A 23,880-nucleotide genomic window follows, 5' to 3' on the forward strand; every position below is an offset into this window, starting at 1 on the left:
CCGATTTCAGCTGCGAGTTCGGACCTGTGGAGAAGTTGTGAGTTCGAGGCTGTGGAGAATCATCAGCCGGTGGCCGCGGAGCCGGTCAGTTGCGCATGTGTTTGCCGCGCGTCGGCTTCGGTGGCGTCCGGATCGCCCGGAGCTCGGAGGTGTCCGAGTCGGTGGGACGGATGGCTTGCAGGCCACCACTGCCCGGATCGGTGTCGCCGATCTCGAAGTCCCAGCTCTCCTCGTTGGCCAGCCGGCTGTGCCAGCGACCGTAGAGACCGTAGACGGCGAGTCCGAACACCATCCAGACGATGAACATCCACCAGGTGCTGGTCTTCAGGTTCAGCATCAGCCACAGTGTCGCGCCGAGTGACAGCAGCGGGACGAGCGGCACCATCGGCACCCGGAAACCGCGCTCGAGGTTCGGCTCGGTCCGCCGGAGCCTGAGCACGCCGACCGCGCAGAAGGCGAAGCAGAACAGGGCACCGATGACGAGCAGCTCTTCGAGGTCGATCACGTTCGGGTACAGCGTGAGGATCACGGCTGCGACGCCCGCGGCACTGGCGGCGCGGGCGGGGGACGAGTAGACGCGGCTGACCCGGCCCAGGCTCTTCGGAAGCAGCCCGTCACGACCCATGTTGAACAGCACCCGGCTCTGCGCGATCAACACCACCATGATCACGGTCATCAGGGCGAGCAAGGCGCCGAGGTTGACCACGTCGGCGGCCCAGCCGATCCCGACCGAGTCCATCGCCTCCGAGACCGGAGCGGGCCCGCCCAGCTGACCGTAGGGCCGCAGACCGACGAGGACGACGGCCATCGCGACGTACAGGATGGTGACGGCGCCGACTCCGAGGAGCATGCCTTGAGGGACCGTCTTGCGCGGGTTGCGCGCGTCCTCCGACGCGGTCGCGATCAGGTCGAAGCCGATGAAGGCGAAGACGATCGAGCTGGCGGCGGTGAAGATGCCCATCACGCCGAACGTGCCGAACGAGGAGTCCACGATCCAGCTGAGCAACGTCGGGCTGGCGGTGGCCTGGGCGGCGCGGCGCATCGGGATGAACGGGTGGTAGTTCGCCCAGTTGATGTGTGTGGCGCCGATGATGACGACCAGGAGAATCACGGCGACCTTGGCCGCCACGACGACGGTCAGCACCCGGGACGACAGCTTCGTGCCGGTGACGATCATCGCCGTCAGCAGCAGCAACAGCAGTGGCGCGACCAGGTTCACTTTGGCGTCGGGGCCGAAGAACTGCGCGAGGCTGTGGGGCAGCGTGACGCCGAAACCGTCCAGGGTCGCCAGGAAGTACGCCGACCAGACTCGGGCCACGATCGCGGCCGCGGTGACGAGTTCGAGTACGAGCGCCCAGCCGACCAGCCAGGCCCACATCTCGCCGAACGTCACATAGCTGAACGTGTAGGCGCTACCGGAAACGGGGATGGTCGAGGACAGTTCGGCGTAGCAGGCGGCCGCGAGCACGCAGACGAGCGCAGCGATCAGGAACGACAAGATCACGGCAGGTCCGGCGACGGTCGCCGCCTCCTTGCCGCTGAGGCTGAAGATGCCGGACCCGATCATCACACCCAGGCCGAGCACGACTAGGTCGCGCCGGCCGAACAGGCGTGGCAGACGGTGCCTCGCATCCTCGACTCGAGTGAACGCCGACTCGACCGGCAGGCGCCGGCCTACGGTCTGTCCGTTCGCTGAGGGGGCCATGGTCAGGGGTGCCTCCGTTGCTACTAGGGCAATCGGGCCGAACAGTAGTCGACCATTGGTCTACGGGCCAGACCTCCTGTGTCTCGACTCCGCGCGGTGGCTTGCGATGCCGGGGCCACTCCCGCATGGTCGAGTCATGGTGCCGGACGATGTCAGCGAAATCCCTGCTCTGTCGGAAGATTTCACTGCGTTACTGGCTGACTACGAACGGCACTTGACGGCGGAAAGAGACCTCAGCGAACACTCGGTGCGAGCGTACCTCGGTGATATCGCGGACCTGCTGGACCATTTGACTCGGCTTGGTCACGATGCTGATCTGAACGGACTCGACATCCGCGGCCTGCGCTCCTGGCTCGCCAAGCAACAGAGTCTGGGCAAGGCACGCAGCACCATGGCGCGCCGTGCGACGGCCGCGCGAGTGTTCACCGCGTGGGCCCAGCGGACCGGGCGCATCCAGACCGACCCTGGTGCGCTGCTGGCCAGCCCCAAGCCACACAGGCCACTGCCCGGTGTGCTCGGCCAGGCCGATACCCGCGCCGTCCTGGACGCAGCGGCCGTCGCAGCCGACGACGGCAGCCCCGTCGGCCTGCGCGACCTGGCCATCATGGAACTGCTCTACGCCACCGGCATCCGAGTCGGAGAACTCTGCGCGCTCGACATCGACGAGGTCGACTCGTCCCGCCGGGTGGTCCGCGTCTTCGGCAAGGGCCGCAAGGAGCGGTCCGTCCCGTACGGCGTACCGGCGGCCGAAGCGCTCGAGACCTGGATCCGGACCGCCCGGCCGAAGTTGGCACAGCCCGGAAGCGGACCGGCTCTCTTTCTCGGTGCGCGGGGTGGACGGATCGATCCACGGACCGTACGTCGGGTCGTCCACGCCCGGATCGGCGCCGTCGACGCGCCGGATCTGTCGCCGCACGGCCTGCGGCACACGGCGGCGACGCACCTGCTCGAAGGGGGAGCCGACCTTCGCAGCGTGCAGGAGTTGCTCGGCCATGCGTCGCTGGCGACCACGCAGGTCTACACCCATGTCTCGGGGGACAGACTGCGACGCGCGTACGAACAAGCCCATCCACGCGCCTGACGACGGCCCCGGATAGGGCAGACTGCGGAGCATGCGGGTTTCGGCGAAGTCTGACTATGCGTTGCGAGCGCTGATCGAGATCACTCAGCGCTGGCTGGCGAGCGACCCCACGGTGGTGTCCGCCGAGGAGCTCAGTCGTGCCCAGGGGATTCCGCACGGTTTCTTGCAGGGCATCCTCGCCGATCTGCGCCGGGCCGGGGTGTTGTCCAGCCAGCGCGGGCAGTCCGGTGGCTGGAAGCTCGCGGTCGATCCGAACAAGATCTCGGTCGCCGATGTGATGAGAGCCGTCGACGGGCCGATCGTGAGCATCTCGGGCGTACGGCCGGAAAGCGTCGACTACAACGAACAAGCGGTCGTCCTGCAGCGGGTGTGGATCGCCGCCCGTGCGAGTCTGCGGGACGTTCTGGAGCACACGACGCTGACAGACCTTGCCAAGGGCAAGCTTCCCGCCGGGGTGGAGCGTCGCTCCCGCGACGAGGACGCCTGGCAGGCGCGGGTTCAGGGCAGCTGAGCCCACAGCGGACGAACGCTTGACGGCGGAGTTCATCGCGGCCGCCCCGGCAGGCATCGGACTCGGTCTGTGGATCTGGAATGGCGTGAGCCGGTCGGAGGGCTTGGAAGGCTCGGGCGGCTCATCAGTGGCGTCTGATCAAGAGGCCGCCGGCCAGCGTGAGCGCCGCTGAGAGGCCCACGACGACCGCGGGTGCCAGTCCGGAGCCGCGCAGCGAGCCAGGCGTGGAGGCATCCCCGGAGCCGCGCCCGGAGTCGTGGTGGAAGCCAGGTTCGGGGTCGCGGTCTGGGCTGAGAACCGGGGGGCTGGTGCGGGGATCGAGGGGGTCGTTGGCCTGTGGCTCGGCGGTGCTGGTTGAGCTGTTGGTGCTGAGGAGGTGTCCGGTCGTGGGGGGTGGCGCGAGGGGGAGTAGGCGCACGGGGCTTGCAGTGAGGAGTGTGAGCGGGTTCAGGTAGGTGGCGGCTCGGCGGAGGCCCCAGTGGAGGCAGGTGCGCGGTGGGCAGTGGGTGCCTGCCGAGGAGAGGGTGCCTAGTTGGTCGCCGGGAGCGACGGTGGCGCCGACGTGGGTTGAGGCGATGACGGGCTCGTAGGTGGTGCGGAGTGGGCCGTTGGTCACCACGACGACGCCGCGGCCGGCCAGCGGACCGGCGTACGTGATGGTGCCTTTGGTGGCTGAGAGGACCGGTTGGCCGGGGGAGCCGGACAGGTCGAGGCCTCGGTGGCCGGGGAGCCAGGGCTTGGCGGGCAGTTCGAAGCCACGCACGATTTCTGGGCGTGGAGTGAGCGGCCAGACGGCGGGCGACGGCTCGGCGCCGGGTGGTGCGGCCGTGGCGGGTGGCGGCAAGGCGAGGGCGAGGGCGACAGCGGCGAAAGCTGAGAGGGTGGCGGCGAGGAGCGCGCCCCGCCGTGCGGCGGCGCGTGACACGGAGGCGGCGGGCAGGTGGGTGCGGCGGGCGGGGGTCTGCTGAGTTGGCTTCATGCTTGGAATGTGCCGCGGAACGGACCACGAACAGCCTGTGGATTGTGGGGCTGTGGACAAGGGGCAGGCCGGTTCGACCTGGGGCCCGGCGTCCCGTAGACTTTTGCTGGCGTCCCACGCGAGTGGGTCGACTACGCACGCCTGCATAACCCCGAACCTCCTAGGTCCCGGCTCGCCGGGTGGAGGGTCGTGGCGGGCGTCAGGCGCGGCGGACCATCCGGTCCGGCGCGGGACAACCGAACATGCTCCGGCTCGAGCGAGCCGGCGCGACAGGAGGAACACCTCATGGCCGTCGTGACCATGAAGCAGCTGCTCGAGAGCGGCGTCCACTTCGGGCACCAGACCCGTCGCTGGAACCCGAAGATGAAGCGATTCATCTTCACCGAGCGCAACGGCATCTACATCATCGACCTGCAGCAGTCGCTGTCGTACATCGACCGCGCCTACGAGTTCGTCCGGAGCACCGTCGCCTCCGGCGGCGCGATCCTGTTCGTCGGCACCAAGAAGCAGGCCCAGGAAGCGATCGCCGAGCAGGCGACCCGGGTCGGCATGCCGTACGTGAACCAGCGCTGGCTGGGCGGCATGCTCACCAACTTCCAGACCGTCAACAAGCGGCTCCAGCGGCTCAAGGAGCTCGAGCTGCTGGACTTCGACGACGTCGCCGCCTCCGGCGTGACGAAGAAGGAGCTGCTGCAGAAGCGTCGCGAGCACGACAAGCTGCTCAAGACCCTCGGCGGTATCCGTGACATGGCCCGCGTTCCGGCCGCCGTCTGGATCGTCGACACCAAGAAGGAGCACCTCGCCGTCGACGAGGCGCGCAAGCTGAAGCTGCCGATCATCGGCATCCTGGACACCAACTGCGACCCGGACGAGGTCGACTTCCCGATCCCGGGCAACGACGACGCGATCCGTTCGGTCGGCCTGCTGACCCGCGTGGTCGCCGACGCCGTCGCCGACGGGCTCATGTCGCGTGGCGGCCAGGGCGCTGCCGCGGCCGGCGAGGAGCTGGGTGCCGAGGAGCCGCTGGCGGCGTGGGAGCGCGAGCTGCTGGAGAGCCAGAACGGCGCCGCCACGGAGGCCAAGGCCGACGAGGCCCCCGCCGCCGAGGCGAAGACCGAGGAGGCTGCGGTCGCCGCGACCGACGAGGTTGCCGACAACGCGCCGGTGGCCGAGTCCGCCGCTGTCGCCGAGACCATCGCCAAGGCCGACGACACGCCGGTCGAGGGCACCGAGGCGCCGAAGACCGAGGCCTGATCGGCCCGTCGCCGCTCGGCGCACCCGCCGGCTCCCGTACTACGGACAGCCGGCCCGGGCACCGGGCGGCGACCAGCCACCGGCGCAGGCCGGTCGGCGAATCCACCAGCTGACGCACCACTGAAGACGAGAGAACGAGGAATGGCGAACTACACCGCCGCTGACGTCAAGAAGCTCCGCGACGCAACGGGCGCGGGCATGATGGATGCGAAGAAGGCCCTCGAGAGCACCGACGGCGACTTCGAGAAGGCGATCGAGGAGCTGCGCATCCACGGTGCGGCCAAGGCCGCCAAGCGTGGCGCCGAGCGTTCCGCGACCAACGGCCTGGTGGCCGCCGCGGAGAACGCGATGGTCCAGCTCAACTGCGAGACCGACTTCGTCGCCAAGAACGAGCAGTTCCAGCAGCTCGCGGCCGACATCGTCGCGCACGCCTCGGCCAGCAAGGTCGGTGACGTCGAGGGTCTGCTCAACGAGAAGCTGGCCGACGGCAAGAGCGTCGCGGAGAACATCGAGGCCCTGGCCGCGGTGATCGGTGAGAAGCTCGAGCTCGGCAAGGTCGCCGTCTTCGACGGCAAGGTCGCGGCGTACATGCACAAGCGTGCCGCCGACCTGCCGGCCCAGGTGGGCGTGCTGGTCGAGTTCGAGGGCGACAACCTCGACGCCGCCCGCGGCGCGGCCATGCAGGCCGCCGCGATGCGCCCGCAGTACACGACCCGTGACGAGGTGCCGGCCGAGACGGTCGAGACCGAGAAGCGGATCGCCGAGGCCACCGCCCGCGAAGAGGGCAAGCCCGAGCAGGCGCTGCCGAAGATCATCGAAGGCCGGGTGAACGGCTTCTTCAAGGAGGTCGTGCTGCTCGAGCAGGCGTCGGTCCAGGAGAACAAGAAGACCGTGAAGGCCGTGCTGGACGAGGCCGGTGTCACCGTCAAGCGGTTCGCCCGGTTCGAGGTCGGGGCCTGACGGTCGCGGTAGCAAGAGTCAACGCAGTCGACGAGGAGGCCGGAATCGTGACGGAAACCCTGGGTACCGAGACGAGTCCGGCCTCTTCGCCGTCCGCTCCGGCCTATCACCGGGTGCTGCTGAAGCTGTCGGGCGAGGTGTTCGGCGGCGGCAAGCTGGGCGTCGACCCCGACGTGGTGAACTCGATCGCCAAGCAGATCGCCGAGGTGGTCCGGGCCGGCGTCCAGGTCGCCGTGGTGGTCGGTGGCGGCAACTTCTTCCGCGGCGCCGAGTTGCAGCAGCGCGGGATGGAGCGCAATCGCGCCGACTACATGGGCATGCTCGGCACGGTGATGAACTGCCTGGCGCTGCAGGACTTCCTGGAGAAGCTCGGCGTCGAGACCCGGGTTCAGACCGCCATCACGATGGGCCAGGTCGCCGAGCCGTACATCCCGCGCAAGGCCGACCGGCACCTGGCCAAGGGCCGCGTGGTGATCTTCGGGGCCGGCTCCGGGATGCCGTACTTCTCCACCGACACGGTCGCCGCCCAGCGCGCGCTGGAGATCGGCGCCGAGGCCCTGCTGATGGGCAAGCAGGGCGTCGACGGGGTCTACGACTCCGACCCGAAGAAGAACCCGGACGCGGTCAAGTTCGACCAGCTCTCGTACGACGACTTCCTCGCTCGCGGCCTCCGGGTCGCCGACGCGACGGCGATCAGCCTGGCCCGCGACAACGCGCTCCCGATCGTCATCTTCGGTCTGGAAGAGGGCAACATCGCCCGCGTCGTCCAGGGCGAGAAGCTCGGCACGGTCGTCTCGCCCGGGCAGTAGGCGCGCGAGCCGCGGCCGAAGCGAGCCCGGCCGACGCCGCCGACCGCCGTAAGCACTAAGATCACGGCCAACACACGGGCTGACGTCCGTGGTCTGGTAAACCAGCGTTCGTAGGGTTGGAGCGGCCGCACCGATGCGGCCTTGAGGAAGCGAGGATTGTCGTGATCGACGAAGCACTCCGCGATGCCGAGCAGAAGATGGCGAAGGCCGTGGAGGTCGCCAAGGACGACTTCGCCGCGATCCGCACCGGCCGGGCGCACCCTTCGATGTTCGCGAACATCGTGGCGGACTACTACGGATCGCCCACCCCGTTGCAGCAGCTGGCGGGTTTCCAGGTCCCCGAGCCGCGCACGGTGCTCATCTCGCCGTACGACAAGGGCGCGACGGCCGCGATCGAGAAGGCCATCCGCGACTCCGACCTCGGCGTGAACCCGGGCAACGACGGGTCGGTGATCCGGGTCGTGATGCCGCAGCTCACCGAGGAGCGCCGCAAGGAGTACATCAAGGTGGCCAAGACCAAGGCCGAGGAGGCCAAGGTCTCGGTGCGGAACATCCGCCGCAACGCGATGGATCAGGTGCACAAGACCGTCAAGGACGGCGGCGCGGGCGAGGACGAAGGAAAGAGTGCTGAGAAGCGGCTCGACGGGTTGACGAAGAAGTATGTCGACTCCATCGACGCGCTGCTCAAGCACAAGGAAGCCGAACTGCTCGAGGTGTGATGGGCGTCGACCAGAGCACGCCCGCACCGAGCCGTGCCGGGCGCAACCTGCCCGCGGCGATCGCGGTCGGTGTCGGCCTCGGTGCGGTCATCCTCGGTTCGCTCTTCTGGCAGAAGGTCCTGTTCATCTTCGTCGTGCTGGCTGCCGTCCTGGTAGCGGTCGACGAACTCATCCGCGTCTTCCACAACAGTGGCGCGAAACTGCACCGGATCCCGTTGTTCGCGGGCACCACCGCGATGGCGGTCGCCGCGTACTTCGGAGGTCCGCTCGCGCTGCTGGTCGCGATGGCGCTCACCGTGCTGGCCACGATCTTCTGGCGGATGCCGGACGGTTCGGCCGGCTTCGTCCGCGATGTCACCACCGGCACGTTCCTGATCAGCTACGTGCCGCTGCTGGCCGGGTTCGCGATCCTGCTGGTGCAGCCGGAGCACGACGGGCCGGAGCGGGTGGTGACGTTCTTCCTGGTCGTGGTGGCGAGTGATGTCGGCGGTTACGTCGCCGGGATCCTCTTCGGCAAGCACCCGATGGCACCGACGATCAGCCCCAAGAAGACCTGGGAAGGTTTCGCCGGCTCGACACTGGCCTGTATCGGTGCCGGCATCGCGGCCGTGGTCTGGCTGCTCGACGGGCACTGGTGGGTCGGCGCGATCGTCGGCGCGGTCGCGGTGCTGACCGCGACGGTAGGCGACCTGGCCGAGTCGATGATCAAACGCGATCTCGGCATCAAGGACATGTCGAACCTTCTGCCCGGCCACGGCGGTGTGATGGACCGGCTGGATTCCTTGCTGGCAACGGCTCCCGCGGTCTGGCTCCTGCTGCACCTGCTGGTCTGACGACCTGGTTTGATGGGCTCCATGACGACAGCCCCTGACGGCCGCACCCTGACCGGAGACATCGTCCGCCTCGACCAACTGGTTGCCGAGGACATCGAAGCGCTGTACGCCGCGATCGGCAACGAACAGGTGTACGCCGGTGGTTTCGGCGGCGGCGTCGCCGGAATGCCTGCCGACGCCGACCAGATGCGCGAGGACTGGGTCGCGGGCGCGGCGAAGCGTACGGCGTACGTGGTGCGGTTGGTCGGGGACGGGACAGTGGTCGGTACGTCGAGCCTCGGTGACGTCGATCTCCACAACGAGTCGGTGCACCTCGGCTGGACCGCCTATGCGCCGTCGGTGTGGGGGACAGCGGTCAACCCTGCCACCAAGTTTCTCCTGCTGCAGCACGCCTTCGAGGACTGCGGGTTCGGCCGGGTCAAGATCCAGACCGGCTTGACCAATACCCGCTCGCAAGCCGCCATCGCCAAGCTGGGTGCGACGCGTGAAGGCGTACTGCGCCGGCACAAGCGACTGGCCGATGGCTCGTTCCGCGACACCGTGGTGTTCTCCATCCTGGCCGACGAGTGGCCGGATGTTCGCAAGCGGCTCCAGGACCGCATCAGCGGCTAGCGAGACTCCGCAAGCCGGCAAGCTCCGCCAGTTCCCGGTACGACGCCAGTAGGTCGCCGCGGTCGTAGGTGTTCGTCGTCAGCAGCACCTCGTCCGCTCCCGTTCGCTGCACGAGACCGCCCAGCAAGGAGTCGACCTCGGCGGGCGTGCCGTAGAGCTGCCCGTCGAGCGAGCGCTCGAAGATCTCACGCTCCTTCGAAGTCATCTCCAGCTGGAGCACTTCATCGACGGGCAGCAGGGGCGGGAAGACACCCCGAGTACGTGAGTAGGCGCTGGACCAGGCCTCCGGCAGCAAGAGTCGCCGAGCGTCGGCAGTCGTCGCAGCAACAGCAGCGGTGGCCGCCAGTACGACGTACGGGCGCTGTGCCCAAGCAGAAGGGCGGAAGGTCGAGCGGTAGCGCTCCAGCAGCGCCAGGAGTTCCTGCTCGCCCTTGACTCCGGCGATCACCAGCGGAAGCCCCAGCGACGCGGCAAGCAGCGCACCTTCGCCGATTGCCAGTACGTACGCCGGTACGCGCAAGCCCTCACCGGGTCGCGCGTGCACCTGCGGGTGGACCTGCTGAGTGCCGGTGAAGTACCCCAGCAGCTCTTGTACCTGTGCCGAGAAGTCCTCGGCCGCGTCCTTCTCCACGCCGAGCGCTCGGCGGATCCCGTTCGTGAAGCCGACCGATCGCCCGAGGCCCATGTCGATCCGCCCGGGGAAGAGCGACTCCAGTACGCCGAACTGCTCGGCGACGACGAGCGGCTGATGATTCGGGAGCATCACGCCGCCCGTGCCGACCCGGATCCGGCTGGTCGCTGACGCCACAGCCGCCGCGAGGACCGTCGGCGCGGAACCGACGACACCGGGAACGCTGTGGTGCTCGGACACCCAGAAGCGGTGGTAGCCGAGCTCCTCGACCTGCTGGGCCAGCCGGACCGTACCGCGCAGCGTCTCCGCTTCGCTCTCGCCGGACCGGGTCCGGGACCGGTCGAGGACGGACAGCGGCACACCGGCGAGCAACGGCTGGGGGAGTGCTCCTGGCAGGTCCATGATGCAGAGTCCAACGGCCGCACCGGAACCTCCATTCCCGGCCGGGAGCGGAACCCTTTCGATTGAGGTCGAAATGTCGTCGTCAATTTTTGACGCGATCCACACGCCTCTCGTCAGGGGTTGACACCCCTCTGACCTGCGGAAACGTCGGCGAGACCGTCGCGGACAGTGCCTGAACGGGCGCGAAGAGTGGGTTTACAACCCCTCGGTCGCAGGTCTGCACTGGGCTTTGGCGGTGGCCGCGCCGGTCGCCGTTCGAGGCTGAGGAGCTGACATGCGAAGTCACCTGATCCGGCCGCCCGTGAGGCTCGGGAGGCGTACCACGACGAAGTTGAAGGCCGCAGCATGCGGTCTGGCCCTGGTGGCGGGAGTGTCGATGCCCGCGGCGCTCGCGACCGCGGCTCCGACCGCGACCACCGTTGCGGGAGCGCCTACCGCCCTGGGCACTCCCCAAGCAGTGCAGGCCGCCAATGCCGCCGCCGCGGCCAAGAAGGTGCCGGCCGGGGCCTACTCCACCCAGGGCCTGCGGACGCTGAACATCCAGTTCCAGTACCAGCAGACCGGCTACTGGTGTGGCCCCGCCGCCACCAGGATCGCGCTCTCCGCGCGCATCTCGCCGCCGAGTCAGCAGCAGTTGGCCAACGAACTCCCGACCACGACCAACGGCACCGACTGGATCGGCCAGGTCACCCGGGTGCTCAACAACCACCTCGGCACCGGCTGGTACGAGACCAAGGAGATGCCGAACGACCCGCCCACCCAGGCGCAGCGCGATCTGCTCTGGCGGGACGTGATCCTCGACATCGACAACAACTACCCGATCGTCGCGAACATCGTTGCCCCGGCCAACAACCACCCGCCGGGCTACCCGAACTACACGATCTACCACTACTTCACCGTGATCGGCTACGACACCAGCGACTCGACCGTCCTGATCGCCGACCCGGCCGGCTTCGGCCCGGCCACCTACTGGCTCACCTTCAACCAACTCGCCACCCTGATCCCGCCGAAGGGCTACTCCGCCTGACCACGGTCACCCGCGCCCCGCAGTACGAGCCAGTACTGCGGGGCGCCGGTTGCGGTCGCGGGATTGTGAGAGGTTTGTTTCGAGAGTAATCTCTCAGATATGACCGAATGGGTGGGGTACCTGGAAGTCGACGGCCTACGCCGGGTCGTCATGATGACCGGAGACCTGGTTCCGGACGGGGTGGTGGAGTTCGCCTTCCCGGCCGAGCGGGTCTTCCGGCTGGAAGTGAAGCTTGCCGAGCTGCGGGGTGAGGTGGTGGCTCGCGGCGAGACCATCCGCTTCGAGGGGCAGCGAGACGAAGAGACCTTCGCAGGCACGTGCGAGACGGACAGCGGGCAGGGCTTCATCGAGCTGCACCGGGTGCACTTACTGAGCCTCGGCGAGTACCGGAAGCTCAGCGCGCAGTACGAGCTGGAGGACGGTCGGCGCATCTCCGTCTTCGTCAACGCCGACGAGTTCATCGGGACGCCGACCCTCTTCTTTGCCGAGCGAGATCGGTTCGTGCGGCTCTACCCCAGCGCGAAGGGGCTGTTCTCCGAGGACGGCGAGTGGCTGGAGCTGAGCACACGCACAGACGGCTGGATCGACGAGGACGTGACGATCGACGGCCCGGACGGCAAGCTCGCCGGCACGCTGATGTCACCGCCCGGCCCCGGTCCGCATCCGGCCGTCGTGATGATCCACGGCGCCGCGGGCGGCCGCCGTGACTACTACCGAGCGTTCGCCGAACAGTTCGTGCGCAACGGAGTCGCGGCCCTGGTGTTCGACCGTCGCGGCTGGGGCGAATCAGAAGGGCATCCGCCGTCGACGTTCGAGGAGAAGGCCGACGACGCCGCGGCGTGGATCGACTACCTGCGAACCCGGCCGGATGTGGCGAAGGTCGGCATCTGGGGTTTCAGCAACGGCTCGTGGGTCGCGCCGCTGGTGGCCGCGCGCGATCCGCGGGTCGCCTTCGTCTGCGTCATCGGAGCCACCGGGACGACGGCGCTCGAGACCGAGATCCACCGACGGGCGTTCGATCTCCGCGGCCAAGGGGTGCCGGAAGAGCAGATCGGGTGGATCCGCGAGATGTGGAGGATGATCTTCGCGGCCGATCTCAGCCGGCAGCCCGATGAGGAGCACCGACGCCGGTACGACGAGCTGGCGCCGATGGTTGCTGCAAGCAACGAGCTGCGGGGGATCACCCTGCAGGAGTACGCGATCCAGGAGCCGACCCTCGGACCGGTGCCGCCCTGGGCGTCGTACGACGAACTCCTGGCCGAACTGGGTGAGCCGGAGGAGGCCGGCGACCTGTGGACCTGCGATCCGGTCGACTCCTATCGCGCGATCGAGGCGCCGGTCCTCTTCCTGGTGGGCGTCGACGACTCGAACCTGCCCGGGGTGGAGAGCGCCGAACGGGTCAGCCGGGCACTGGAACACAATCACGAGTCGATCGTCGTTCTCTTCCCGAACACCGGTCATGCGATGAACCTGGGCCGCCCGGACGCGATCGGGATGAGCGACGAGGAAGCGGGCTACCGGCTGCACGACTACCGCTTCGTCAGTGGCTATCTGGACCTGATCGAGCACTGGATCCGGACCCGGGTGACCGAGCACACGGTGATGTGAATTTGTGAATGGGGGTGGCCGGGGGCGACAATTGAAGGCGATGACTACCTCCCTCCCCCTTGTTTTCGATGAACCGCGCCGTGCCAAGAAGCCGCCGCGGCACCTGGCCGACCTCACCGGCGAGGAGCGGCGTACGGCGGTGACCGCGCTGGGGGAGCCCGCGTTCCGGGCCAAGCAGTTGTCGAACCACTACTTCAGCCGGCTGACCGACGACCCGGCGCAGATGACCGACCTGCCCGCGGCGACCAGGGACAAGCTGGTCGCCGAGTTGATGCCGCCGCTGCTGACCAAGGTCCGCGACCTCGAATGCGACAACGGCACCACCCGGAAGTCGCTGTGGAAGTTGCTGGACGGTTCGCTCGTCGAGTCCGTTCTGATGCGCTACAAGGACCGCACCACGATGTGCGTGTCGAGCCAGGCGGGCTGCGGGATGGCGTGCCCGTTCTGCGCGACCGGCCAGGCCGGGCTGACCCGCAACATGAGCACGGCCGAGATCGTCGAGCAGGTCGTGGACGGTGCTCGTGCGCTGTCCCGCGGTGAGATCGCCGGCGGTCCGGGGCGCGTCAACAACATCGTGTTCATGGGCATGGGCGAGCCGATGGCCAACTACAAGGCCGTGATCGGCGCCGTACGCCGGTTCACCGAGCCGTCGCCCGACGGTCTGGGCATCTCGGCTCGCGGTGTGACGGTGTCCACCGTCGGCCTGGTGCCGCGGATCAACCAGCTGTCGACCGAGGGCATCCCGGTCACCCTGGCGCTGTCCCTGCACGCGCCGGACGACGAACTGCGCGACGAGTTGGTCCCGATCAACAACCGGTGGAAGGTCGACGAGGTCCTCGACGCCGCCTGGGGCTACGCGGAGAAGACCAAGCGCCGCGTCTCGATCGAGTACGCGATGATCCGCGACATCAACGACCACGCCTGGCGGGCGGACCTGCTCGCCGAGAAGCTCCGGGCCCGCGGCGACTGGGCCTGGGTGCACGTGAACCTGATCCCGCTGAACCCGACACCTGGCTCGAAGTGGACGGCCTCCGACCCGGCCGACGAGCGCGAGTTCGTCCGCCGGCTGCAGGCGGGCGGCATCCCGACGACGGTCCGCGACACCCGCGGCCAGGAGATCGACGGCGCCTGCGGCCAGCTCGCCGCCTCGAACAAGGCCTGACGTGCTCCGACCCGAATTCACCGTCCGCCGGATCGGTGAACGCTACGACCGTGCCGCGGTCGACGCGCTCGTCGAACGCGTCCTCGCGACAGCGAACCGTACGACGAAGCAGTCGGTGACCGTCGCCGAACTCCGCAACGCGGCATTCCGTACTCCGCTGCTGGGCCCCGGCTACTCCGCCGAAGAAGTCGACGACTTCCTCTCCGACGCCGAGCAGTGGATGCCCGATCGACCGGTCGCCGGCCGGCCCAGTACCGATCAGCAGCGCCAGCCCCCGCTGTTCACGCCGGTCCGGCTTCGCGAGGGCTACAACATGGAGCAGGTCGACGACTTCGTCGACCGGGTGATGGCGACGGTGAACGGCCTGCCCGTCGAGCGGCCGGTCACGCCGCGCGAGATCCACAAGGTGAAGTTCACGCCGGTCCGCCTGACCGAGGGCTACGACGTGGAAGAGGTCGACAAGTTCCTCGACGAAGCGGAGAGCTGGCTCAGCGGCGGCTGACGTCCAGCAGCGCCCGGAGGAGTTCCTCGGGCGTCTCCAGTTGCGGCAGGTGGCCGGTGCGGGGGAGCACCGTGAAGGTCGAGCCCGGAATCGCCGCGGCGAACGCCCGTCCGTACTCCGGGTCGGCGATGCCGTCGCTCTCGCCCCACAGCACGTGCACCGGAATCTCGATGTCGCCGAGGCGCTTGCTGAGCGTCGGATCGAGCATGGCCGGGCCGGTGTAGCCGATGAGTGCCAGGACATCCGGGCTGGGCCCGGTGGTTCCGGCCGGCGGCACCGGTGCCTTGCTCGGATCGTGGAAGGAGAAGGACCGGAGCTCCGCGACCGACAGGCCGCTGACGTCGGTGATCGGGTGACCGTCGACCTCGATGCCGATCGCGTCGACGATCACCACGCTGCTGATGCGCGGGCTGTGCTGCAGGGCGATCTCAGCGGCCAGCCAGCCGCCGAAGGAGTTGCCGATCACCGTCACGTCGGTGAGGTCGAGCTGCTCCAGCATCGCGACGTACACGTGCGCCAGCTCGGCGACGCTGGTCAGCGTCTCGGGTTTCGGCGTACCGGCGAAGCCCGGATGGGTCGGCAGCAACACCCGGGAGTGGGTGCGCTCGGCCAGGAGGTCCGCGAAGCCGGCCATGGTCGCGACGCCGCCGCCGCCGTGCAGCAGCAGATACGGGCGGGTGCGGTCGCGGTCTTGGAAGGTCAGCTCGACTGATCCATCAACGGTGAGTGTCGTCATGGCGGTACGTCCCAACAGATCGAAGAAGGTTTATCTAAGGAAACTTAGATCAGCTTCCTGATATAAGCAACCTGTCTTCCATGCGCTAGGGTGGCAGCCATGACGTATCGACCGGCCGAGGTCGCGCTGGCGGTCAAACGGTTGCAGTACCGGCATCACCGCGCCCTGAGCCAGGCGCTGGCGCCGCTCGGACTCTCGCTCGTCCAGTGGGACACGCTTCGCCATCTGCACCGCAAGCCGGATGCCTCGCTGCACGACCTCGCGGTGCTGACCTTCCAGACCGACCAGTCCTTCGGCTCCTTGGCCACCCGGATGGCGGACCGCGGCCTGATCGAGCGGGTGCCAGGGCCGGGCCGGGCAGTGCGGCATCAGCTCACCGAGGAGGGCGCGCGCCTGCGAGCTGAGGGGCAGCGTGCGGTGGACAAGGTCGTCGAGTCCTCGTTCAAGAGCCTCTCGACCGCCCAGCTCAACCAGTTGGGCGAGTTGCTCGACCTGGCCCTCGGTGCAGACCCGACCGCCTAGCAGCCCAGCCGATCGTCAGGCTGAAACGAGCTTGGTGGCTTCCTCGATGGAGTCGACCAGGTGGATGGACGAAGCCATCGGGCGGTCGGCGGCCAACCGCTGGAGGACGTCCCAGACCGGCACCTTCGCGGTCCAGTGGTCGGTGTCGACCAGAATCATCGGCGTCTGGGTCGCGCGGTCGCCGTAGTAGTTCGGCGTCACCGCCTGGAAGATCTCCTGCACCGTGCCGGCCGCGCCGGGGAGGTAGATGATGCCGCCGCGCGCCCGGCGGAGCAGGACGTCCTCGCGCTGCGCGTTGGAGAAGTACTTCGCGATCGAGCTCGCGAACACGTTCGGCGGCTCGTGCCCGTAGAACCAGGTCGGGATCGACACCCCGCCGTCACCCGGGAAGGTCTGCCGTACTGCGAGACCCGCAGCAGCCCAGTCGGCGATCGACGGCCGGAACCACGGCACCTGGGCCAGCTCACCCAGAACCGTTTCGACCGAAGCATCGTCGTACGCCGCCAGCGATGCACCCAGGTTGGCCGCTTCCATGGCACCCGGGCCGCCGCCGGTGGCAACCGTCAGCCCCGAGCGGGCCAGCGTCCGCCCGAGCAGTACCGCGGAACGGTAGTGGGGATCGCCTCGCAGGATCCCGTGCCCGCCCATCACGCCGACCCAGGGCCGGTCGCCCGGGAGTTCCGCCAGGGCGTCGGCGATCGCGTGATCGTGCAGTGCGGCCGCGAGTGTCCGGCTGGTGTCGCCGCGCTCGTCCTGCTGCCGCGACCAGGCGTAGATCCGGGCGTCCGGCGTCGCCTCGTACCCCGAGGACAGGCCGGCGTACAACTCGTCGGCGGTGTACAGGGAACCGCGGTACGGGTCGAAGGGCAACTCGGGGATCGCCGGGAAGATCAGTCCACCGCCGTCGCGGATCCAGGTGGCGGCTTCCTCTTCCAGCGTGCAGCCGAGGAAGACCGAACCGGCCGGCTTGAGCTTGCGTAGTACCGACGTCCGGTCGACCAGTGGCACGGACTGGACCCGCCAGCCGGTCATCGAGGTGGCCCCGGCGGCCACGATCCGGTCGAAGTGCTCCAGCGACTCGATATCCACATGTGGAACAGCAGGCATCGTCACGCAGAGCACCCTAGCGCCCGGGCTAGTCCTTCAGGCCCGCATTGATGTCGGCGTTCATCACGTACTTCTGGAAGACCAGGTAGAGGGCCACCAGCGGGATCATCGACAGCACCGACGCGCCGAGCAGGACCGACCAGTTCACGTTCTCCGCGCCCACGATGGTCGCCACGCCGATCTGGAGGGTGTACTTGCCCGGGTCGTTCAGCACGACCAGCGGCCAGATGTAGTCGTTCCAGCGCCACTGGAACGAGAAGATCGCCAGCGTCAGCATGATCGGTCTCGACAGCGGCAGCATGATGCGCAGCAACGTCGAGAGCTCTCCCGACCCGTCGATGCGGGCCGCCTCCAGCAAGTCGTTCGGCACCGTGAGGAAGAACTGCCGGAACATGAACGTCCCGGTCGCGGTGATCACCGCCGGTACGACGACGGCCGACAAACTGTTGTAGAGGTGCAGATCGCGCACCACCAGGAACAGCGGCGCGAGGATGACCTCGCCGGGCAGCATCGTGGTCGCCAGGATGCAGAGCGCGAACGCCTTGACCCACCAGTTGTTGTACTTCGCCAGCGCGTACCCGCAGGCGGCACTGGCCACGATGGTGAGCACGGTGGCCGAGACCGCGACGATCAGCGTGTTGACGAAGTACTTGGCGACGTCGAAGCTCGTCCAGGCCTGGGTGTAGCCCTTGATCGTCGGGTGCTTGGGGAAGAACGTCAGCGGGTACGAGAACAACTCGCCGGCGGGCTTGAACGAGCTGAGCAGGAACCACAGGACCGGCAGGCCGTACACGGCGACCATCAGCCACATGATGGCCGTCGCCCAGAACTTCTTGGTGAGGTCTCCGGTCATGCCCTGCTTGACGGGACGGCGAACGGCCGAGGGCGCGGTGGTGGCGGCCATGTCAGGACTCCCTGCGCCGGTTGATGACGAGTTGCACGATCGCGATGACCATCAGGATCAGCATGAGGACGAACGACGCGGCGCTCGCGTAACCGATCTGCGCTCGCTGGAAGCCCTTGGTGTAGATGTACTGGACGATGAGGTTGTTGGCCGTGCCCGGGCCGCCGGCGTTGATCGCCTGGACGAGCGCGTACTCCTTCATCGACCCCAGCACGCTCAGCAGCACCACGATGAAGGTCGTCGGCGCGATCGCGGGCAGGGTGATGTTGCGGAACTTGGCCCACGAGCCGGCTCCGTCGAGCGACGCCGCCTCGTAGTACGCCGTCGGCACGTTCTTCAGGGCCGCGACGAACAGCAGCATGTTGAAGGCCGTGCCGCCCCAGGCCGCGGCGATGATGACGACGAACAGGGACAGGTTCGCGTTCGACTGCCAGGGCACCTCCTTGCCGCCCAGTGACGTGATGACGAAGTTGACCAGGCCGAAGTTCTCGCCGAACATCCAGCGCCAGATCACACCGGCGATGATCGGGGAGATCAGCCAGGGCAGGAAGAAGATGATCCGGGCGACGCTCTTGCCCTTGGTGTAGTCCGTGACCAGCAGTACCGCGGTGCCCAGTGACAGCACGATCGTCAGCGGCACCACGCCGGCAGTGAAGGTCACTGTGCGAGTCAGGGCCGAGTAGAAGGCCTTGTCGTTCAGCAGCCGCTGGTAGTTGTCCAGGCCCACGTACGGCGCGTCGCCGACGCCGGTGTAGCTGGTGAACGAGTACAGCAGGCCGGTCACCGCAGGCCACACGAAGAACGTGACGAACAACAGCAGATTGACCGAGATGAGCACCAGCGGCGCCCCGGTGTAGCGGTTCAGTCGTCTGCCCCGCCGCCGAAGCAGGCGCGGTCGTGCGGGCTCCGGCCCACGCCGTACTGCGCGGCTCGGTGCCTCCGCCGTCGCGTGGATGCTGTCCACCATGCTGCTCTCCTCGTACTCCGTGCAGTGGACCGCCGGCATCGCTCGCTGCCGGCGGTCCCGCGATCAGGACGTCAGCTCAGTTGCGAGTTGAGACCGTTGACGATGTTGTCGACGGTCTTCTGCACGTCCTGTTCGCCGTTGATGAACTTGGCCATCTCCGGCTTGGTCGGGTCGTCCTGGACGGCCTTGCCCTCGAGGATGAGCTTGGTGCCGGCAGCCTGGCCCGATGCCGAGATCGGGTCGGCGAGCTCGATCTCCTTGTTGTAGAGGTCGAACGCGGCCAGCGCGGCCGGGGACTTGAACGGGTACTTCAGCGCGAGTCCGGACTCGACCGACAGGTAGCCGTTGGACTGGGCCAGCTTGGTGTAGTTCTCCTTCTGGAAGAGGAAGTCCACCCACTTCTTGGCCGCCGAGGCGGTCTTGTCGTTGTTGAAGGCAACGACCTTGCCGCCGAGGTTGATGTCGGTGGCCTGCACCGGGCCCGGCGTCGGGACACTGGCCCACTCGAAGCCGGTGATGCCGTCGGCGAAGTCCGGTACCTGCCAGACGCCGGAGTAGTAGGCCACCACCTGGCCGCTCTTGAACAGCGCGTTCGGATCGGCGCCCGAGGTCCAGACCGACTTCGGCATCACCTTGTCGTCGTTCATCGCCTTGAACTTGGTCAGCGCGGCGACCGTGGCGTCGTCAGGCTTCTGGTACTTGCCGTCGTCGCCGAGCTGGAAGCCCTTGCCGCCGTTGTTGTAGATGAAGCCCCGGATCCGGGCGGCGGAGTTGTCGTAGACCAGGTCGTACTTGGCCTTCGTCGCGGTGCGCACCTTGGTCGCCGCCGCGAGGAACTCGTCCCACGTCCAGGTCTTGGCCGGGTCGGTCGGGAACGGGACTCCGGCCTTGGTGAACAGGCTCTTGTTGATGAACAGGCCGGCCGCGGTGAGGTCGGACGGGATCGCGAGCACCTTGCCGTCCTGCTCGGTGACCAGGTCCTTGCGGATCTTGTTGGCGTCGTTGTTCGCCGTCGCGCTCAGGTCCTGGAGCTTGTTGATCCAGATGGTGTCGAGCGAGGGCACGCTGGCGACGTCGGGCAGCGAGTTGGCCTGCGCGGACTGCCGCAACTTGTCCTGGTAGCCGTCGTAGGGCTGGTTGACGACCTCGACCTTGACACCCTCCTTGGCCTCGAACTCCTTGGCCAGGTCGGTGTAGCCCTGGATCTGGGCCGCGGTCGACAGCCAGAACGTGATCTTCTTGGCGCCGCCCGAGGCCGAGTCGTCGCCGGAACCGCCACCGCAGGCGGCCAACGCCACCGCGGCCACGACCACCACCGGCAGCCATCGCCAGCGTCGAAGTGAAGTGCTCATCTTGCAGTCTCCTTGGGGTTCCAGGCGGGCCTTCGTTGGCGTCGGACGCTAGTGGGCAAGCGTTTACCGCGTCAATAGTCAGGACAAAATTAGGTAGGTTGTTCTGACATTTTCTTGTTATCTCCTCCGTGGATGTTAGCGGTATCACGCCGGGGAGCGTTCCCCGTGATCGAGTGCTCGCCACGAGTAGCACTGAGACGCGGTCCCGTAGTACGGCGTACTGTCGGCGAACCGCGCGATGAGGTAATGCTTAGGGCATGACTCATGCGGAGCTCTGGGAGCGTCACAAGGCCGTCATGCCGGACTGGCTCGCGTTGTACTACGAGGAGCCGATCGAGATCGTCAAGGGATCCGGTCGCCGGGTGACCGACGGCGAGGGGAAGGAGTATCTCGACTTCTTCGCCGGCATCCTGACCAACGCGATCGGGTACGACATCGCCGAGATCTCGGACGCGGTCCGGGAGCAGTTGGCCAGCGGCATCGCGCACACCTCGACGGTGTACCTGATCCGGCGGCAGATCGAGCTGGCCGAGAAGATCGCCGAGTTGTCCGGGATCCCGGACGCCAAGGTCTTCTTCACCAACTCCGGCACCGAGGCGAACGAGGCGGCCCTCCTGCTGGCCACGCAGAAGCGACGCTCGAACCAGGTGCTGGCGCTGCGCAACTCGTACCACGGGCGGGCGTTCGGCACCGTCGCGATCACCGGCAACCGCGGCTGGTCCGCCAGCAGCCTCTCACCGGTGAACGTGCAGTACGCGCAGGGCGCGTACCGGTATCGCAGCCCGTTCAAGGACCTGCCGGACGCGGAGTACATCAAGGTCTGCGCGGACGACCTGCGCGAGGTCATCCAGACCACCACGGCCGGCGACGTGGCCTGCATGATCGTGGAGCCGATCCAGGGCGTCGGCGGCTTCTCGTCCCCGCCCGACGGCCTCTACGCCGCGTTCAAGGAGGTGCTCGACGAGTTCGGCATCCTGCTCATCTCCGACGAGGTACAGACCGGGTGGGGCCGCACCGGCGACCACTTCTGGGGGATCCAGGCGCACGATGTGGTGCCGGACGCGATGACGTTCGCGAAGGGCCTCGGCAACGGGTTCGCCATCGGGGGTGTGGTCGCGACGCCCGCGCTGATGGACAGCCTGAGCGCGAACTCGCTGTCGACGTTCGGTGGCAACCCGATCTCGACCACCGCGGCGAAGGCGACCATCGACTACCTGCTCGACCACGACCTGCAGGCGAACGCGGCCAAGCGCGGTGCCCAGTTGATGGACGGTCTGCGGGGCATCTCGGAGGAGTTCCCCGAGTTGGGCGACGTCCGCGGGAAGGGCCTGATGCTGGCGGCCGAGATCGTCATGCCAGAGGACAACAAGCCGGACCCGGCCGCCACGGCGAAGCTGCAGCAGGAGACCAAGAACCGCGGCCTGCTGATCGGCAAGGGCGGCCTCTACGGCAACGTCCTGCGGATGGCACCGCCGATGACCCTGACCGAGGAAGAGACCACCGAGGCGCTGGAGATCATCCGCGACTCCTTCAACACCCTGCGCTGAACTACCCGGCCGCCGCGTGGTCCTCGAGGACCTCTTCGATCACGCGGCGGTTGGTGGCGACGCTCTCCTCGTCCGTCTCGAGGTCGGCAGCCATGACGATCAACGCCTTCCACAGCGCCCACCCACGCGCCCGTGCCCAGGTGCCTGCGTCCTGATCGACCGTACGGCGGAATGCCTCGCGCGCGGCCCCGTCGAACATGGTCCACGAGATCACCAGGTCGCACGCGGGGTCGCCGACCCCCGAAGTACCGAAGTCGATCACCGCTGACAGACGCCCGTCCACGACAAGAAGGTTGCCACTGGCAATGTCTCCGTGGAACCACTTCGGCGGCCCGTCGTACACCGACCCGATCGCAGCTTCCCAGACCTCAGCCGCGGCAGCGGTGTCGACGTGTCCCTCGAGTACTTCGAGCGCTCGGCGAGTCTCGCTGTTGTAGTACACCGGCGGCGCACCCCGATGGAAACTGTGCGCCCCGGCGACTGGCCCGTCGGTGACATCACACCTCTGCAAGGCCCGAACGAACTCGCCAACCTCGGTCGCGAACTCGACCAGATCCTCGATCCGCTCCGGCGCCGACGTCTCCCCGTCCAGCCATCGCCGAACCGACCAGTTGAACCCGTACCCCTCACCCGGAACCCCCTTACCCAGGGGTTCCGGGACCGCAACCGGCAACTGCGGCGCCAGCACCGGCAGCCACCGATCCTCTTTGTCCACAGCAGGCGCGTACGCCGCGGCCGTCGGCAGCCGAACCGTCATCGAGTCACCGAGGCGATAGGTCCGGTTGTCCCACCCATCGACCTTGACCGGCTCGACCGGCAGGTCGCCCCACTGCGGAAACTGCGCCTTCACCAACCGCCGAACCAACCCGGCATCGATCCCGGCACGCCCATCCGCCTTCGAATTCATTCCGGCAGTCTCCGGCCGGAGCGGCGATCCACGCAACGCGATTTCTGCCCGGCGGCCCCTGGAGCCTCAGCCGGTGCAGCCCTTGCAGGGCAGGTAGCCGAGATCCTCCTCGTAGACGTTCTTCCAGTTGCCATAGGTATAGGTGATCTTCGCGTAGGTGTAGTTGCCACGCCTGTCGTTGGGCTTCGGCATACTCGGCGCGGACGTCTTGATCGTGTGTGTGCCGGTCTTCACATTGCCCTCCGAGTAGACCCACCACTCGCCGTTGACGTAAACGTCCATCCGCCAATGTGCTTTGACCGTCGCGCACTCCCCGGTCACGACGACGGTGCCGCTGCGGCCCGCCGTGGACGTCTGCCAGGCGGCCCCGGTCGAACCGCAGAACTCGGTCCCCGAGACGTCGGTGCCACCGGCAACGCCGACGCCTGGGGCGACTGCCATCAGTGCCAGACCGGTCAGGGTGGCGATGATGAATCGCTTGGTCGTGTGCATCTTCTGCTCACCGTTTCTCATGGTCAGGGTGCGGCGGTCTTGAAGCAGGCGTTTCGCGATTCCGAATCGATCAGGGTCTTGTCGAAGTAGTAGAGCTCCGACGTGGCCGAGACGCAGGCGGACTTCTTCTGGCTCGCCGCGGTGGCCGGCACGATCGTGCGGTTGTCGTACGGATCGGTGCGGTAGCCGGTGTTCTCACTGGCGAAGTGCTTGGTCAGTGGCCGGTCGTAGATCTGCAGGTCGTACCGCTTGAAGTAGCTCGCCGGTGAGCACTTCATCGAGGTGGTGACGACCCACCACCCGCCGGTCTGGTCATTGTCGAAAACGTAGCTGATCGAGATCGGGCTGCATTGTGCCGTGGTGGCGGCGGGTGCCGCCGCGGCCGTACCTGCGGTGATCAGTGGTAGCAGTGCCACCGCGGCGAATGCCGAAAGCGCTGAGCGCGCACGCATGTCTTCGTCCTTTCACTGGGGAGCCGGCCGGTTACGGCCTGTTGCGCCAGTGTTGCCCTAGGCAAGGATTACTGTCCACGCAGCGTCGCCGGGTTGCAG

Annotated in this window: 25 protein-coding genes; 14 read left to right on the forward strand and 11 right to left on the reverse strand. The window is 67.6% G+C overall.

Annotated features, from left to right (window positions below; translation table 11 throughout):
* Positions 1-85: 85 nt before the first annotated feature.
* A complete protein-coding gene (locus tag EV138_RS36770) occupies positions 86-1,705 on the reverse strand; it encodes an APC family permease (RefSeq protein ID WP_112236796.1) in 1,620 nt (539 codons plus the stop codon).
* Positions 1,706-1,841: 136 nt separating this feature from the next.
* Here EV138_RS36770 and EV138_RS36775 point away from each other — a divergent pair, with 136 nt between their 5' ends.
* Entirely contained in the window at positions 1,842-2,786 is a 945-nt protein-coding gene (locus EV138_RS36775; protein WP_133985389.1) for a tyrosine recombinase XerC, read from the forward strand.
* Positions 2,787-2,817: 31 nt separating this feature from the next.
* On the forward strand, positions 2,818-3,297 hold the full coding sequence (locus tag EV138_RS36780; RefSeq protein ID WP_112236792.1) for an RrF2 family transcriptional regulator: 480 nt from the start codon (positions 2,818-2,820) through the stop codon (positions 3,295-3,297).
* 124 nt (positions 3,298-3,421) lie between these two features.
* Here EV138_RS36780 and EV138_RS36785 read toward each other — a convergent pair whose 3' ends face one another.
* On the reverse strand, positions 3,422-4,276 hold the full coding sequence (locus tag EV138_RS36785) for a M23 family metallopeptidase (protein WP_133985391.1): 855 nt from the start codon (positions 4,274-4,276) through the stop codon (positions 3,422-3,424).
* Between the two features lie 285 nt (positions 4,277-4,561).
* Here EV138_RS36785 and rpsB point away from each other — a divergent pair, with 285 nt between their 5' ends.
* From rpsB to EV138_RS36815, 6 genes are all read left to right on the forward strand, one after another.
* Positions 4,562-5,530 carry a 30S ribosomal protein S2 gene (gene rpsB / locus EV138_RS36790; protein ID WP_133985393.1) on the forward strand — a complete coding sequence of 323 codons (969 nt, stop codon included), beginning with the start codon at positions 4,562-4,564 and terminating at the stop codon, positions 5,528-5,530.
* A 141-nt stretch (positions 5,531-5,671) separates the two neighbouring features.
* Positions 5,672-6,490: a translation elongation factor Ts gene (tsf, locus tag EV138_RS36795; RefSeq protein ID WP_133985395.1), complete on the forward strand. Its 819-nt coding sequence runs from the start codon at positions 5,672-5,674 to the stop codon at positions 6,488-6,490.
* A 47-nt stretch (positions 6,491-6,537) separates the two neighbouring features.
* Positions 6,538-7,299, forward strand: a complete 762-nt coding sequence (gene pyrH, locus EV138_RS36800; protein WP_238158616.1) for a UMP kinase — start codon at positions 6,538-6,540, stop codon at positions 7,297-7,299.
* 164 nt (positions 7,300-7,463) lie between these two features.
* The gene (gene frr, locus EV138_RS36805; RefSeq protein ID WP_202867130.1) at positions 7,464-8,018 is read left to right on the forward strand and encodes a ribosome recycling factor; all 555 of its coding nucleotides are present in this window, start codon (positions 7,464-7,466) and stop codon (positions 8,016-8,018) included.
* On the forward strand, positions 8,018-8,851 hold the full coding sequence (locus EV138_RS36810; protein WP_133985399.1) for a phosphatidate cytidylyltransferase: 834 nt from the start codon (positions 8,018-8,020) through the stop codon (positions 8,849-8,851). The genes frr and EV138_RS36810 overlap by 1 nt, the downstream gene beginning before the upstream one ends.
* A 21-nt stretch (positions 8,852-8,872) precedes the next feature.
* Positions 8,873-9,463 (forward strand): GNAT family N-acetyltransferase, encoded by a 591-nt coding sequence (locus EV138_RS36815; RefSeq protein WP_133985401.1) that lies wholly within the window; start codon positions 8,873-8,875, stop codon positions 9,461-9,463.
* Here EV138_RS36815 and EV138_RS36820 read toward each other — a convergent pair.
* Positions 9,453-10,496, reverse strand: a complete 1,044-nt coding sequence (locus tag EV138_RS36820) for an LLM class flavin-dependent oxidoreductase (protein ID WP_133985403.1) — start codon at positions 10,494-10,496, stop codon at positions 9,453-9,455. The two genes, EV138_RS36815 and EV138_RS36820, sit on opposite strands and share 11 nt — an antisense overlap.
* 274 nt (positions 10,497-10,770) lie before the next feature.
* Between EV138_RS36820 and EV138_RS36825 the strand changes: the two genes are divergently transcribed.
* The 4 genes from EV138_RS36825 to EV138_RS36840 all read left to right on the forward strand — a co-directional run bounded on the left by EV138_RS36825 (position 10,771) and on the right by EV138_RS36840 (position 14,795).
* The gene (locus EV138_RS36825) at positions 10,771-11,523 is read left to right on the forward strand and encodes a C39 family peptidase (protein WP_238158617.1); all 753 of its coding nucleotides are present in this window, start codon (positions 10,771-10,773) and stop codon (positions 11,521-11,523) included.
* 99 nt (positions 11,524-11,622) lie between these two features.
* On the forward strand, positions 11,623-13,131 hold the full coding sequence (locus tag EV138_RS36830) for an alpha/beta hydrolase family protein (protein ID WP_133985405.1): 1,509 nt from the start codon (positions 11,623-11,625) through the stop codon (positions 13,129-13,131).
* A 40-nt stretch (positions 13,132-13,171) separates the two neighbouring features.
* Positions 13,172-14,293 (forward strand): dual-specificity RNA methyltransferase RlmN, encoded by a 1,122-nt coding sequence (gene rlmN / locus EV138_RS36835; protein ID WP_133985407.1) that lies wholly within the window; start codon positions 13,172-13,174, stop codon positions 14,291-14,293.
* A 1-nt stretch (position 14,294) separates the two neighbouring features.
* Positions 14,295-14,795: a DivIVA domain-containing protein gene (locus EV138_RS36840; RefSeq protein ID WP_133985409.1), complete on the forward strand. Its 501-nt coding sequence runs from the start codon at positions 14,295-14,297 to the stop codon at positions 14,793-14,795.
* On the opposite strand, the gene EV138_RS36845 is transcribed toward EV138_RS36840, so the two are convergent.
* A complete protein-coding gene (locus tag EV138_RS36845) occupies positions 14,782-15,531 on the reverse strand; it encodes an alpha/beta fold hydrolase (protein WP_133985411.1) in 750 nt (249 codons plus the stop codon). The genes EV138_RS36840 and EV138_RS36845 overlap by 14 nt on opposite strands.
* A 99-nt stretch (positions 15,532-15,630) precedes the next feature.
* Here EV138_RS36845 and EV138_RS36850 point away from each other — a divergent pair, with 99 nt between their 5' ends.
* Positions 15,631-16,053: a MarR family winged helix-turn-helix transcriptional regulator gene (locus EV138_RS36850; protein ID WP_133985413.1), complete on the forward strand. Its 423-nt coding sequence runs from the start codon at positions 15,631-15,633 to the stop codon at positions 16,051-16,053.
* Positions 16,054-16,068: 15 nt separating this feature from the next.
* On the opposite strand, the gene EV138_RS36855 is transcribed toward EV138_RS36850, so the two are convergent.
* From EV138_RS36855 to EV138_RS36870, 4 genes are all read right to left on the reverse strand, one after another.
* A complete protein-coding gene (locus tag EV138_RS36855; protein WP_133985578.1) occupies positions 16,069-17,160 on the reverse strand; it encodes an LOG family protein in 1,092 nt (363 codons plus the stop codon).
* 28 nt (positions 17,161-17,188) lie between these two features.
* Positions 17,189-18,064: a carbohydrate ABC transporter permease gene (locus EV138_RS36860; protein ID WP_133985415.1), complete on the reverse strand. Its 876-nt coding sequence runs from the start codon at positions 18,062-18,064 to the stop codon at positions 17,189-17,191.
* A gap of 1 nt (position 18,065) precedes the next feature.
* Positions 18,066-19,031, reverse strand: coding sequence for a carbohydrate ABC transporter permease (locus tag EV138_RS36865; RefSeq protein ID WP_133985417.1), 966 nt, complete (start codon positions 19,029-19,031; stop codon positions 18,066-18,068).
* A gap of 71 nt (positions 19,032-19,102) precedes the next feature.
* Positions 19,103-20,383 carry an ABC transporter substrate-binding protein gene (locus EV138_RS36870; protein ID WP_133985419.1) on the reverse strand — a complete coding sequence of 427 codons (1,281 nt, stop codon included), beginning with the start codon at positions 20,381-20,383 and terminating at the stop codon, positions 19,103-19,105.
* Positions 20,384-20,640: 257 nt separating this feature from the next.
* Here EV138_RS36870 and EV138_RS36875 point away from each other — a divergent pair, with 257 nt between their 5' ends.
* Positions 20,641-21,930 carry an aspartate aminotransferase family protein gene (locus EV138_RS36875; protein ID WP_133985420.1) on the forward strand — a complete coding sequence of 430 codons (1,290 nt, stop codon included), beginning with the start codon at positions 20,641-20,643 and terminating at the stop codon, positions 21,928-21,930.
* 1 nt (position 21,931) lies between these two features.
* Here the strand turns inward: EV138_RS36875 and EV138_RS36880 are convergent, their stop codons facing one another.
* The 3 genes from EV138_RS36880 to EV138_RS36890 form a co-directional block, all read right to left on the reverse strand.
* The gene (locus EV138_RS36880) at positions 21,932-22,837 is read right to left on the reverse strand and encodes an aminoglycoside phosphotransferase family protein (protein ID WP_133985423.1); all 906 of its coding nucleotides are present in this window, start codon (positions 22,835-22,837) and stop codon (positions 21,932-21,934) included.
* Positions 22,838-22,903: 66 nt separating this feature from the next.
* Positions 22,904-23,329, reverse strand: a complete 426-nt coding sequence (locus tag EV138_RS36885) for a hypothetical protein (RefSeq protein WP_133985425.1) — start codon at positions 23,327-23,329, stop codon at positions 22,904-22,906.
* A 23-nt stretch (positions 23,330-23,352) separates the two neighbouring features.
* Positions 23,353-23,781, reverse strand: coding sequence for a hypothetical protein (locus EV138_RS36890; RefSeq protein ID WP_133985427.1), 429 nt, complete (start codon positions 23,779-23,781; stop codon positions 23,353-23,355).
* Positions 23,782-23,880 lie beyond the last annotated feature (99 nt).

Origin of the sequence: Kribbella voronezhensis, assembly GCF_004365175.1 — a bacterium.
Lineage (GTDB): Bacteria > Actinomycetota > Actinomycetes > Propionibacteriales > Kribbellaceae > Kribbella > Kribbella voronezhensis.